11 protein-coding genes and 1 pseudogene are annotated in these 13754 nt (G+C 51.5%); 8 read left to right on the forward strand and 4 right to left on the reverse strand.

The genetic code is table 11. From position 1 onward, the window contains the following. Window positions 1-36: 36 nt before the first annotated feature. Entirely contained in the window at window positions 37-2316 is a 2280-nt protein-coding gene (nrdA, locus tag Q9J79_RS07920; RefSeq protein WP_301912534.1) for a class 1a ribonucleoside-diphosphate reductase subunit alpha, read from the reverse strand. Window positions 2317-2844: 528 nt separating this feature from the next. Here nrdA and Q9J79_RS07925 point away from each other — a divergent pair. Together Q9J79_RS07925 and Q9J79_RS07930 are read left to right on the forward strand one after the other, a co-directional pair. Then, a complete protein-coding gene (locus Q9J79_RS07925; protein ID WP_301673255.1) occupies window positions 2845-3156 on the forward strand; it encodes a stress response protein in 312 nt (103 codons plus the stop codon). A gap of 111 nt (window positions 3157-3267) precedes the next feature. After that, window positions 3268-3378 (forward strand): annotated as a pseudogene (locus Q9J79_RS07930) (IS5/IS1182 family transposase); the annotation flags it as partial. A 40-nt stretch (window positions 3379-3418) separates the two neighbouring features. On the opposite strand, the gene Q9J79_RS07935 reads toward Q9J79_RS07930, so the two are convergent. The 3 genes from Q9J79_RS07935 to Q9J79_RS07945 form a co-directional block, all read right to left on the reverse strand. Further along, entirely contained in the window at window positions 3419-4186 is a 768-nt protein-coding gene (locus Q9J79_RS07935) for a 1-acyl-sn-glycerol-3-phosphate acyltransferase (RefSeq protein WP_301673227.1), read from the reverse strand. Between the two features lie 87 nt (window positions 4187-4273). Next, window positions 4274-5101, reverse strand: a complete 828-nt coding sequence (gene mutM / locus Q9J79_RS07940) for a DNA-formamidopyrimidine glycosylase (RefSeq protein ID WP_301912535.1) — start codon at window positions 5099-5101, stop codon at window positions 4274-4276. A gap of 52 nt (window positions 5102-5153) precedes the next feature. Then, window positions 5154-5819 (reverse strand): class I SAM-dependent methyltransferase, encoded by a 666-nt coding sequence (locus Q9J79_RS07945; protein WP_301912536.1) that lies wholly within the window; start codon window positions 5817-5819, stop codon window positions 5154-5156. 177 nt (window positions 5820-5996) lie between these two features. Here Q9J79_RS07945 and Q9J79_RS07950 point away from each other — a divergent pair, with 177 nt between their 5' ends. From Q9J79_RS07950 to Q9J79_RS07975, 6 genes are all read left to right on the forward strand, one after another. Next, entirely contained in the window at window positions 5997-7973 is a 1977-nt protein-coding gene (locus Q9J79_RS07950) for a lytic transglycosylase (RefSeq protein WP_301912537.1), read from the forward strand. A gap of 63 nt (window positions 7974-8036) precedes the next feature. Beyond that, on the forward strand, window positions 8037-8729 hold the full coding sequence (locus tag Q9J79_RS07955; protein WP_301912538.1) for a 16S rRNA pseudouridine(516) synthase: 693 nt from the start codon (window positions 8037-8039) through the stop codon (window positions 8727-8729). A gap of 466 nt (window positions 8730-9195) precedes the next feature. Next, window positions 9196-10566: a sodium-dependent transporter gene (locus Q9J79_RS07960; RefSeq protein ID WP_301912539.1), complete on the forward strand. Its 1371-nt coding sequence runs from the start codon at window positions 9196-9198 to the stop codon at window positions 10564-10566. Between the two features lie 244 nt (window positions 10567-10810). Then, window positions 10811-11467 (forward strand): (d)CMP kinase, encoded by a 657-nt coding sequence (cmk, locus tag Q9J79_RS07965; RefSeq protein WP_301912540.1) that lies wholly within the window; start codon window positions 10811-10813, stop codon window positions 11465-11467. Between the two features lie 155 nt (window positions 11468-11622). Further along, complete coding sequence (rpsA, locus tag Q9J79_RS07970; protein WP_301912547.1) at window positions 11623-13308, forward strand: 30S ribosomal protein S1; 1686 nt, start codon at window positions 11623-11625, stop codon at window positions 13306-13308. 10 nt (window positions 13309-13318) lie between these two features. Beyond that, entirely contained in the window at window positions 13319-13633 is a 315-nt protein-coding gene (locus tag Q9J79_RS07975) for an integration host factor subunit beta (protein ID WP_107818963.1), read from the forward strand. Window positions 13634-13754: the final 121 nt, after the last annotated feature.

Below are 13754 nucleotides of genomic sequence, written 5' to 3' on the forward strand. Positions count from 1 at the left end.
TTAATCTAAAGGCCATCTGAAAACTCCCCCTTTTCATCAAATCTTACAAGCCCCGCCCGCGCAGCCGTCATCCTGAATATCGGCCTGCGTATCGTCCGCGCCGTCGCGGGTGTTGTGGTAGTACAGGGTTTTGACGCCGTATTTGTAGGCGGTCAACAGGTCTTTGAGCATTTGTTTCATAGAAACTTTGCCGCCTTCGAATTTGCCCGGGTCGTAGGCGGTATTGGCGGAAATCGATTGATCGACGAATTTCTGCATCACGCCGACAAGTTTCAGGTAGCCTTCGTTGCCGGGAAGCTGCCACAGGGTTTCATAGGCATTTTTCAGGGTTTCAAACTCCGGCACGACTTGTTTCAAAATGCCGTCTTTCGATGCTTTGACCGTTACCAATCCGCGCGGCGGCTCGATGCCGTTGGTGGCGTTGGCGATTTGAGAGCTGGTTTCAGACGGCATGAGCGCGGTCAGAGTAGAGTTGCGCAGGCCGTATTTGACGATGTCGGCACGCAGGCTTTCCCAGTCGTAATGCAAAGGCTCGCCGCAGACGGCATCCAAATCTTTTTTGTAGGTATCGATGGGCAGTTTGCCTTGCGAATAAACGGTTTGGTTAAAGAGCGTACACGCACCGTATTCTTTGGCAAGGTTTGCCGATGCTTTGAGCAGGTAATACTGTATGGCTTCAAAGGTACGGTGGGTCAGACCGAGCGCGGAGCCGTCGCTGTAGCGGACACCGTTTTTCGCCAGATAATAAGCATAGTTAATCACGCCGATGCCGAGCGAACGGCGGCCCATAGTGGAGGTACGCGCGGCTTCTACCGGATATCCCTGATAATCTAAAAGTGCATCGAGCGCGCGAACGGTCAAGTCGGCAAGCCCTTCCAATTCGTCCAAGCTGTTTAATGCGCCCAAGTTAAAGGCAGACAGTGTACACAGGGCGATTTCGCCGTTCGGATCGTTGATATTGTCCAGAGGTTTGGTCGGCAGTGCGATTTCCATGCACAGGTTGGACTGGTGCACGGGGGCGACACGCGGATCGAACGGGCTGTGCGTATTGCAATGGTCGACGTTTTGGATGTAGATGCGCCCGGTTCCGGCACGCTCCTGCATCAGCGTGGAAAACAGGTCGGCAGCCGGAATAATGCGCTTGCGTATATTCGGGTCTTGCTCGTATTTCGTATAGAGCCGCTCAAATTCGTCTTGGTCGGCAAAAAACGCTTCGTACAACCCCGGAACCTCGTTGGGCGAAAACAGCGTAATATTGCCGCCCTTAATCAGGCGGGTATAGAGCAGGCGGTTGATTTGCACGCCGTAATCAAGCTGGCGGATACGGTTGTCTTCCACACCGCGGTTGTTTTTCAACACCAGCAGGCTTTCGGCTTCGATATGCCACAAGGGGTAGAACAAGGTTGCCGCGCCGCCGCGCACGCCGCCTTGCGAACAGGATTTGACCGCCGCCTGAAACATTTTGAAAAACGGGATGCAGCCGGTATGCCGCGCTTCGCCGCCCCGGATTTCGCTGTCCAAACCGCGGATACGTCCGGCATTGATGCCGATACCCGCGCGTTGGGAAACATATTTCACAATCGCGCTGGTAGTGGCGTTGATGGAATCCAGGCTGTCGTCGCATTCAATCAGCACACAGCTTGAGAACTGGCGCGTAGGCGTACGCACGCCGCTCATAATCGGCGTGGGCAGCGATACTTTGAATGTGGAAACGGCATCGTAAAACCGTTTGACGTAACCCAAGCGTGTCTCTTTCGGGTATTTGCTGAAAAGGCACATCGCCACCAAAACATATAAGAACTGCGGCGTTTCGTAAATCTGGCGGGTAACGCGGTTCTGTACCAGATATTTGCCTTCGAGCTGTTTGACGGCGGCATAGGAAAAGGACATATCGCGTTCGTGGTCGATATAGGCGTTCAGCTCGTCAAATTCTTCGCGGCTGTAATCCTCAAGGATATGCCTGTCGTATTTTCCGGCATCGGTGAGCTTTTTAACGTGGTCGTAGAGATGGGGCGGTTCAAAATCGCCATAGGCTATTTTACGCAGATGGAAAATCGCCAAACGCGCGGCAAGGTATTGGTAGTCCGGGGTATCTTCCGAAATTAAATCGGCAGCGGCTTTGATGATGGTTTCGTGGATGTCGTCGGTGCGGATGCCGTTGTAGAACTGGATGTGCGATTTCAACTCGACCTGCGACACGGAAACATTTTCCAATCCTTCCGCCGCCCAAGTAACGACACGGTGAATCTTATCCAAATCAATGGCTTCCAATCTCCCGTCTCGTTTGGTTACTTTCAAATCAGTCGGTGTATTCATCGCTTCCTCTTCCACTCTTGATATTCAAGACACGGTCTTTTCAAATAAATTAAGGCAGACAATATAGTGGATTTTTGGCATTTTCTCCAGTCTTGACAACGGTTGCATTTTTCAGTTTCAGGCAATGCGCGATAAAACCCGCCTGTCGTATTTTTCCTATAATATTTGTTTTATCTGATAATTCTTTACCGATAAAAAACGGGTAAATTTTTTGCCTTTTGACCGGCTCTGGCTACAAGGCGATGAAATAAGGATTTTCCGACGAAAAAGGAAAGCTTCCGGTTTTCTGCCCTTGTAAATTGTTAAATTTTGTAAAGTATGATTTTACCGCGCCGCCGCCGACAAATTCCATTTTCTTACCGATTGGAATTTATTATTGAGATTAATGTGTTATTTGAATCTGTATATCAAACGGCAAGTTTTGCCGGGTCAACGAGTCTGAAACTGCCGACAGTTTGCCCGTTCCATCCTTCCATCCTATACTGGAAAGAATTGCAAACTGAAAGGATCGTCATGTCTGTCAAAAAAATGCTTGCCATACTGTTGTCTGCAATATTGGGACCGGTATCGGCAACTGCCGCTGCCGGTACGTCAGAACCCGCCCACCACCATACCAAACATATCCGCAAGGCAAACAAGCAGATGCTGCACCCCGAATGCAGGAAATATTTGGAACGCCGTGCCGCGTGGTACCGATTGCAAGGCAACGTGCAGGAATTGCGAGAAAACAAAAAGGCGCGCAAAGCATTCCGCTCCCTGCCTTATAAGGAACAGAAAACCCAATGCCGGGCGGCTTATGAGGCTTTCGATGATTTCGACGGCGGCAGATTCCGCCGTTAATCCCATATAAAATATGCCGTCTGAACACAGGTTCAGACGGCATTTTCCATAGATACAACAAACCGTCCTTACGCCATTTTGTTTGAGGTACTCCCGTTGCCGCAGCCTTAATATAGTGGATTAAATTTAAATCAGGACAAGGCGACGAAGCCGCAGACAGTACGGATAGTACGGCAAGGCGAGGCAACGCTGTACTGGTTTAAAGTTAATCCACTATACATCCGCAAAAGCGAATCATACCGCCATATTCCGGCAATCGGTTTCAGACGGCAACATCCGCATCGCCGGCGACAACGGCACGGATGCTTTCTTCGATTTTATCTTTTAAAGCATAACGGTCTTCGCTTTCCGCCGCGTCCGCCACGCAAACGAAATCGACTTTGATGGTCAGTTTTTTCATAGACACGATGCGCCACAGGCAGGTCGGCAAACCGACATCGGCATACGACGGACGGGCCGTCCTTTTTCCCGTTTCGTCATAATAACGCAGCGCGACCGCCAAAACCTTTGCCCCCGCATCGATGGCAGATTGGAACAGCGCGGCTTTAAACGGCAGGAGCCCCAAGCCCGAAGAAGTCCGCGCCTCAGGGAAAAAACTGACGTTTTGACCGCGTTGCAAGGTTTCGCAGACGGCGCGGTTAATCGGTTCGATGTCGCGTCGTGAATTGCGGTTGATAAACACCGTTCCCGCGTTCTGCCCCATCTTGCCCAATACCGGCCAGCTTTTGATTTCCTGCTTGGCGATAAAGCTGCTCGGATAAACCGCGCTCATGGCAAAAATATCCAGCCAAGACACGTGGTTGGCGGCAACCAAGACACCGTTCGGATGTTCGGGTGCGGGCCTGCCCACCTCCAATCCGATATCCAAAGCCGCCAAAGCCCCCCTGCCCAATTCGATTACCGCCCGATTGCGCGACTCTGGACAGCCGCCGTCAATACCGCGCAGGTTTTTGCCGGTTTTGAACAGCCAGACCGTCAAGCGGCACAAGCGGCGCAGACGTGTAAAAAATGAAGCTTTATTTGAAGACATGAGCAATTCTTTCCCGATAATCGGTGTTTGTTGTTGAAACGTTCGGACGGCATACCGATAAAATGCCGTCTGAAACCGTGTTCCGCCCTATTTCTGACAGTTCGGGCAATAAAACGTGCCGCGCTGCCCCAAAGTTTCTTTCACAATCAAGCCGCCGCACCGGGGGCACGGCTGATTGTGCCGCCCGTACACCGTATATTCCTGTTGGAAGTAGCCGCTTTTGCCGTCGCTGTCCACAAAATCCCTCAAGGTGCTGCCGCCCGTTTCAATGGCACGCCGCAACACCGCTTTGACGGTTTCAACCAAAAGCGCGCACTCTTTCTTTTTCAGGCGGTTGGCAGGACGGCGGGGCGAAATGCCCGCCCTAAACAGGCTCTCGTTGGCATAAATATTGCCCACGCCGACCACGACGGCATTGTCCATCAGGGCAAGTTTGACCGCGCGTTTTTGCGCCTTCAGCCCCGCATACAGATAATCCGTGCAAAATGCCTCCGACAAAGGCTCCGGCCCCAGTTTTTCCAACAGCGGATGACGTTCTTCGATTCCCTCATACCAAAGTATCGCGCCAAACTTTCGCGGATCGCGGTAACGCATGACCGTGCCGTCTGAAAACACAATATCGACGTGATCGTGCCTGTCCGGCCTGCCGATACGTCCGTCCGACGGCGTAAAAATCCGCAAACTGCCCGACATCCCCAAGTGAATCAGCAGTACGCCCGTTTGAAAGCGGATAAGCAGGTATTTCGCCCGTCTGCCGCAGGACAAAACCTGCCGGCCGGACAAAATCTCCCCCAAATCGGGATTGACCTGCCAGCGCAGCTTCGATTGGCGCAATATCACGGTTTCCACCGTTTTCCCTTCAATATGCGGCGCGATGCCGCGCAACGTCGTTTCCACTTCCGGCAATTCAGGCATAACCCCTCCCGACATTTCTTCTGACAGATGCCGTCTGAAAGACGGCCGTCCCTTAATCCGCAACCCTTGCCGCACCCGCCGCAAGGGCTTTGCCGCCCAAATACCCGTCCCACGCGGGCAGGGGCGTTACGTCCGCCGCCCTTTTGACCAAAACCAAACCGTACACTGCGGCACACTGCGGCCACCAACGGTCGCCCGCCTTTTCCATAAACCGCCAAAAGCGTATTTGCCCGAGCGACGAAACAGGCGGCAGATACACCATAAATTTCCCAAATTCAATATCGAAACCGACATCCGCAAGCTGCCTTTTCAACCCGGGCAGCGGCAGACAAAACCGTTTTTCCGGCAGACGGACACCGTCAAACCAACGTCCGAATCCCCAGAGCGAATAAGGATTGAAACCCGTCAGCACCAAGCGTCCGGACGGTTTCAATATCCGGTGCGCCTCCGACAGGATTTGCGAAGGAACACCGCCTTCAAGCGTATGGGGGAAAAGCAGCATATCCGCAGAAACATCCGCCAAAGCCATATTCTCCGCCGACATCGACATATCTCGCGGCACACAGGCAATGTCTTCAGACAGGCTCAGCCACGGACCGCCCACCTGAACCGCACACATTCCCGAAAAACGGTATGACTCCACATACCGATTAAAGAAATCCTGTTCCAATTTTGCAACATACCGCCCCATCGCCGTATCTTCAAACCATGCATCCATATTGCGTCCGTTTCAAACAGATTGCCTGCCGATATTCTATTCCAAACAGGATTTCTGTCAAAAAACACATCGGCCGCCCATTTCCGAATCCGCATAAAGTTCCTGTAAAACTTGACGCTTTTTCAGTCAAACAGTACCATCGGACGATAAAATATGTTTATTCCGCCGATATAAATCATGTCCAAACTCAAAACCATCGTCCTGACTGCCTCGGGCCTCTCCGTCTGTTCCGGCTCACTATACGCTCAAAACACCTCTTCACACCAAATCGGTTTGGCGATTATGCGCTTAAACTCTTCAATACTCGACCTGCCACCGACAAAACAATATTTCCAATCCGGCAGCCTGTGGGGCGAGCTGCGCCAAGGCTTCCGGATGGGCGAAGTCAATCCCGAACTGGTACGCCGCCACGAAAGCAAATTCATCGCAAGCCGCAGCTATTTTGATAGGGTCGTCAACCGGAGCCGACCCTATATGTACCATATTGCCAACGAAGTCAAAAAACGCAATATGCCCGCCGAAGCCGCCCTGCTTCCCTTCATCGAAAGCGCGTTCGTTACCAAAGCCAAATCACACGTCGGCGCATCGGGATTATGGCAGTTTATGCCCGCTACCGGCAGGCATTACGGCTTGGAAAAAACACCGGTTTACGACGGCAGGCACGACGTTTACGCCGCCACCGATGCCGCACTCAACTACCTGCAATACCTCTATGGACTGTTCGGCGACTGGCCGCTCGCCTTTGCCGCCTACAACTGGGGTGAAGGCAACGTCGGACGCGCCATCAACCGCGCCCGCGCCCAAGGGCTCGAACCGACCTACGAAAACCTGCGTATGCCCAACGAAACGCGCAACTATGTTCCCAAGCTGCTCGCCGTGCGCAACATCATTGCCGCCCCCCAATCTTTCGGCATGAATATCAGCGAAATAGACAACAAACCCTATTTTCAGGCAATCGAACCGGACCGCCCCATCGATAACGAAGCCATCGCCCGGCTCGCCGGCATCACGCAAAGCGAGCTGCTCGCCCTGAATCCGGCATTCAACGTCCCCGCGTTCATCCCCAAAAACAAACGCAAACTGCTGCTTCCCGCCGCATCCGCCCAAACCTTCCAACGCAACTACCGCGCCGCCGCACCCGACAGCCTGTTCTCTTGGGAAATCTATACGCCACCGGTACAAACCGCCGTATCCGATATTTCTTCCGCAACCGGTATGAGCGTTGCCGACATCAAACGCCTCAACAACCTGAACGGCAACCTTGTCAACGCAGGACGCAGCATCCTTGTCGCCAAGAACGGCAAGACCCTTCAGACGGCATCGGAATCCGTCGTTTCCATCGACATCGACAATACGCCCGACACCTACCGCTCCAATATGCCGGCAGGGATGATGAATATCAGCCTTGCCCAAACACGGCTCGCCGCCGCGCAGACGGCGGACATTACCGTCGCACCTTTGCCGCAGGAAACCGTCCGTACGGAACCCAACCCCCTTGCCCGCATTGCCGAACCCGCCCTTGCAACAGCCGCAGTGCAACCTCAAACCGAAAAACAGACCGCCATGCCGTCTGAAACCCAAACCGCAACACTCGCGCAGATCGTCCCCCAAAACGACATGCAGGCGGCAGACGAACTCATGCAGCTTGTTGCCCGAAACAACCTGCGCCGGCAGGCTGAAGAAACCATCTCTGCCGTCATCGGCACGCCTGACACAGTTGTCGAACACAAAATTTCCGCATCTCCGCAACATACCATTGCCGCCGACGGCAAACGCCGGGTACGTTTGGAAACGCGCGTAGCCAAAGCTGCCGATGGCGAAGCCGAAACCTCCCCGCTCCATGCCAGCATCCACCGCGTTGTAGAAGGCGACACCCTGTTCAACATTGCCAAACGCTACAACGTCAGTGTCGCCGACCTGATTGTCGCCAACAACATCAAAGGCAACACCATCCAAAAAGGACAGGTACTCCGCCTGGCTCAGGCAGCCCCCGCCCAAACCCGTATTGAAAAAGTATCCTACACCGCGCGCAAAGGCGACACTTTCAAAAGCATCTCCGCACGCTTCAATATCAATATCGACGACATCCGCAGACTCAACCCCGATTTGAATACCATCAACCCGGGACAGAGAATCAAACTGATCGGAAGCTGATTCAAGCGAAGTACATGACAGGGTCTGACGACCCTGTCATCACCTACATTTTCAAATACCGTCATGAAACTTATCAAATACCTTCAATATCAAGGCATAGGAAGCCGAAAACAATGCCAATGGCTGATTGCCGGCGGTTATGTTTTCATCAACGGCACTTGTATGGATGATGCCGATGCGGACATTGATTCAGCCTCTGTCCATACCTTAGACATAGACGGTAAAGCAGTAACCGTTATTCCCGAACCTTATTTCTATATCCTGCTCAACAAACCCGCAGATTACGAAACTTCACACAAACCGAAGCACTACCGCAGCATATTCAGCCTGTTCCCCGACAATATGCGCAATATTGACATGCAGGCAGTCGGCAGGCTGGATGCAGATACGACCGGCGTATTACTGATTACCAACGATGGCAAACTGAATCACAACCTTACCTCTCCGAGCCGTAAGATTCCCAAATTATACGAGGTAACACTCAAGCATCCTGCTGACGGAATGCTCTGTGAAACGCTAAAAAACGGTGTCCTGCTTCATGATGAAAATGAAACCGTTTGCGCCGCCGATGCCAACTTAGAGAGCCCGACCACATTATTACTAACCATTACGGAAGGCAAATACCATCAGGTCAAACGGATGATCGCCGCCGCCGGCAACCGCGTGCAGCACCTTCACCGCCGGCAATTCGCACATTTGGAAACAGGAAACCTCAAACCCGGGGAATGGAAATTTATCGGATGCCCCAAATTCTGAAAAAAATCCATTACTTCCTTATATTCAAATACATACCTTTAAAATGAATAATTTAACCGAAATTAACTCAAAAACAGCCGGTTTGCGATATAATTCTCATGTCTGAGCAATGCCTGTGCAAGCAGGCTTATGAGTAAGACGTTTTCCCCGTAATGTGTTTGACCATCTATACTTCTCGGTATAGATGGTTTTTTTTATTTCAAACTCTCTCTTCCATTACCATTAAAATACTATCGTTAATATAATCAACAAAATTTCACTTCCGTACACCGATGTATAAGAATAACAAATTAATCTGTTCATAAACTTCGATTCTTCCTTATCGGTTTATACTTATCAGAAATACTCACTGAAATATATGCCTTTTTCAGGAAAAATCACTAGACAGTTGAAAAACATTCAGTCAATTTCTGTTAAGAATCACGTGTAAAATTTCCGCTTTATTTCAATCGGACACGGTTTCAATATGTCTTCCCCTTCAAATACCAACCGTCAAACCTGGTCCAGCCGTTTGACTTATATCCTTACCGTTGCCGGCGCGACTGTCGGTTTCGGCGCGACGTGGCGTTTCCCGTATTTGGTCGGTGAAAACGGTGGCGGCGCGTATGTATTTTTATTCTGTATCGCCATGCTGGTTATCGGCATCCCGATGATTTTGGTAGAAAACGTCATCGGGCGGCGCAAAGGTGTGAACGCACTGGATGCGTTCGGCGGCTCTATGAACGGCAAACCCGTTGCCAAAATTTGGAAACTGGTCGGCTGGATGGGGCTGCTCGGCGCGTTCGGCATTATGGCTTATTACATGGTACTCGGCGGCTGGGTCATCAGCTATATCGTCAACATTATCGGCGGCAATCTGGACATTTCCAGCCCCGTTGACGGTGTGGTTACAAAAGGCTTTTTTACCGAACACATTGAAAACAGCCCTTGGGAAATTGCGTTCTACACTTTCTTGTTTGTCGTTGTGAACCAATGGATTTTGGTCAAAGGCGTTATCGGCGGTATTGAAAAAGCAGCGAAATACCTGATGCCGCTGTTGTTTTTGTTCCTGATTGCCATGGTCGTCCGCAACGTTACCCTGCCTGGTGCAATGGAAGGGATTACTTTCTATCTGAAGCCTGATTTCAGCAAGATTACCGCCGAACTGTTCGTCTTCGTTTTGGGACAGGTATTTTTTGCCCTGAGCTTGGGTTTCGGCGTGATGATTACCTTGTCCAGCTATTTGGATAAAAACGAAAATCTGGTGCAAACCGCAGTCATTACGGCAATTACCAATACCATCATCGCCGTACTTGCGGGCTTTATGATTTTCCCGTCGCTCTTCAGCTTCGGCGTCGCGCCCAATTCCGGCCCGACTTTGGTATTCCAAAGCCTGCCGATTGTGTTCTCACATATGTGGGCAGGACCCGTGTTCGCCGTCATTTTCTTCTCGCTGCTCCTGATTGCTGCGTTGACAACTTCGCTGACGATTTATGAAGTGTTGATTACGACCATTCAGGAAAAAACCAAAATCCGCCGTACCGCCGCAATCACGATTGTATTGTCCGCCATCTTCATCTTCGGCAATATTCCGTCCATTCTGAGCTATGGCCCGTGGAAAGATGTTTCCATATTTGGCAAAAATATTTTCGATGCCTTCGACTACATCAGCGGCAACATCTTGTTTATGCTGACTGCGCTCGGCTCTGCACTGTTTGTCGGTTTCGTGATGAAGGACGAAGCGAAGGAAGAATTGCTTTATAAAGGCAACCATACGACGGTCAATATCTGGTTTGCCTATGTGAAATACCTCGTGCCGCTGGTGATTTTGCTGATTTTCGTCAGCAACCTGTTTTAATCCGCAGCAATCGATGCCGTCTGAAGGTCATACCTCTTTCAGACGGCATTGCATTGATACCCGCCACAATACCCGCAACGCCGGAATCCGAACCGGCTTGCCGGCTTCTGTCGGACGCTTTCCGGGCAGGCGGCGTTCCGTCTGCTTAGACAATCGTCCTTTAAAACAGGTAGAATCCGCCCCAACGGGAAACACACTCTTCAGACGGCAAAACCCATACCCCAAACCATCAGGAATCCCCCTTATGAACAAACAAAAAGTCATCGCCATCGACGGTCCGGGCGCATCCGGCAAAGGCACGGTCGCCGCCCGCGTCGCCGCCGCATTGGGATACGATTATCTCGACACCGGCGCGCTCTACCGCCTGACCGCCCTATATGCACAAAAACAAGGCGTGGAATGGCACGATGAAGAAAACGTTTCCGCGCTTGCCGAAAAACTGCCCGCCGTATTTTCAGGCAGCCGCATCCTGCTCGACGGCGAAGACGTTTCAGACGGCATCCGGACAGAAGCCATCGGTATGGGCGCATCCGCAGTCGCGCAATGGCCCAAAGTCCGCGCCGCACTGCTGCAACGCCAACGCGATTTTCTGACCGAAAAAGGACTGGTTGCCGACGGACGGGATACCGGATCGGTCGTCTTCCCCCAAGCCGAACTCAAAATTTTTCTGACGGCCGAATCCAAAATCCGTGCCGAACGCCGCGCCAAACAAATCGGCATCCCCTGCGAAGGTTTGGCATTCGAGCGCATCCTGTCCGACATCGAAGCCAGAGACGAGGCAGACCGAAACCGCACGCTCGCCCCCCTGAAACAACAGCCCGATGCCCTGCTTTTGGATACGAGCCGTCTGACTATAGAAGAAACTGTAAAAAAAGTGCTTGATTGGTATCGTAAAGTTTAAATTTTCAGGTATAATTGCCCACATTACGTTTCAGACGGCATAAAAATCCCCCATATGCCGTCTGAAACCTTATGTACCCATCTGCCCTGCCAAGGACGGCAGACATCCACCAACCCACCCCGCACCCCTTGGCGGTGTACCGAAAAGAGTTATATATGTCTATGGAAAATTTTGCTCAGCTGTTGGAAGAAAGCTTTACCCTGCAAGAAATGAACCCGGGTGAGGTGATTACCGCTGAAGTAGTGGCAATCGACCAAAACTTCGTTACCGTAAACGCAGGTCTGAAATCAGAATCCCTGATTGATGTAGCTGAATTCAAAAACGCTCAAGGCGAAATTGAAGTTAAAGTCGGCGACTTCGTTACCGTTACCATCGAATCCGTCGAAAACGGCTTCGGCGAAACCAAACTGTCCCGCGAAAAAGCCAAACGCGCAGCCGATTGGATTGCCCTGGAAGAAGCGATGGAAAACGGCGACATCCTGTCCGGCGTTATCAATGGCAAAGTCAAAGGCGGCCTGACTGTTATGATCAACAGCATCCGCGCATTCCTGCCGGGTTCTTTGGTTGACGTACGTCCCGTTAAAGACACTTCCCACTTTGAAGGTAAAGAAATCGAATTCAAAGTCATCAAACTGGACAAAAAACGCAACAACGTCGTGGTTTCCCGCCGCGCCGTTCTGGAAGCCACTTTGGGTGAAGAACGCAAAGCCCTGCTGGAAAACCTGCAAGAAGGCTCTATCATCAAAGGTATCGTTAAAAACATTACCGATTACGGTGCATTCGTTGACTTGGGCGGTATCGACGGTCTGCTGCACATCACCGACTTGGCATGGCGCCGTGTGAAACACCCGAGCGAAGTTCTGGAAGTCGGTCAAGAAGTAGAAGCTAAAGTCCTGAAATTCGACCAAGACAAACAACGCGTTTCTCTGGGTATGAAACAACTGGGCGAAGATCCTTGGAGCGGCCTGACCCGTCGTTACCCGCAAGGTACCCGCCTGTTCGGTAAAGTATCCAACCTGACCGACTACGGCGCATTCGTCGAAATCGAACAAGGCATCGAAGGTTTGGTACACGTCTCCGAAATGGACTGGACCAACAAAAACGTACACCCGAGCAAAGTTGTACAACTGGGCGACGAAGTCGAAGTCATGATTTTGGAAATCGACGAGGGTCGCCGCCGTATCTCTTTGGGTATGAAACAATGCCAAGCCAATCCTTGGGAAGAATTTGCCGCCAACCACAACAAAGGCGACAAAATCTCCGGTGCGGTTAAATCCATTACCGATTTCGGCGTATTCGTCGGCCTGCCCGGCGGCATCGACGGTCTGGTTCACCTGTCCGACCTGTCCTGGACCGAATCCGGCGAAGAAGCCGTACGCAAATACAAAAAAGGCGAAGAAGTCGAAGCCGTCGTATTGGCAATCGACGTGGAAAAAGAACGCATCTCCTTGGGTATCAAACAACTGGAAGGCGATCCTTTCGGCAACTTCATCAGCGTGAACGACAAAGGTTCTTTGGTTAAAGGTTCCGTGAAATCTGTTGATGCCAAAGGTGCTGTTGTTGCTCTGTCCGACGAAGTAGAAGGCTACCTGCCCGCTTCCGAATTCGCCGCCGACCGCGTTGAAGACTTGACCACCAAACTGAAAGAAGGCGACGAAGTTGAAGCCGTCATCGTTACCGTTGACCGCAAAAACCGCAGCATCAAACTTTCTGTTAAAGCCAAAGACGCCAAAGAAAGCCGCGAAGCACTGAACTCCGTCAACGCAGCCGCTACTGCAAATGCCGGCACCACCAGCTTGGGCGACCTGCTGAAAGCCAAACTCTCCGGCGAGCAAGAATAAGGTTGTAGACATGACAAAGTCTGAGTTAATGGCTCGCTTGGCAGAAGTATTTGCCGCCAAAAACGGCACGCATCTTCAGGCAAAAGACGTAGAGTACAGCGTAAAAGTCCTGGTTGACACCATGACCCGATCGCTTGCCCGAGGTCAACGCATCGAAATCCGCGGTTTCGGCAGCTTCGATTTGAACCATCGTCCTGCCCGCATCGGTCGCAATCCCAAAACCGGCGAGCGTGTGGAAGTACCTGAAAAACATGTACCCCACTTCAAGCCCGGTAAAGAATTGCGCGAGCGGGTCGACTTGGCTTTAAAAGAAAATGCCAATTAAACCTTAGCATCAAAACGCCGCTTCCAAGCGGCGTTTTTTCTGTGGTTTAACTTCATCCGCTGCTTCAATACCTTGAGCCAAGCAAGCAACGGATTAAAGCGTGGATTTTTTTACCATTGCT

The sequence above is a fragment of the Neisseria viridiae genome, assembly GCF_962747995.1.
Lineage (GTDB): Bacteria > Pseudomonadota > Gammaproteobacteria > Burkholderiales > Neisseriaceae > Neisseria > Neisseria viridiae.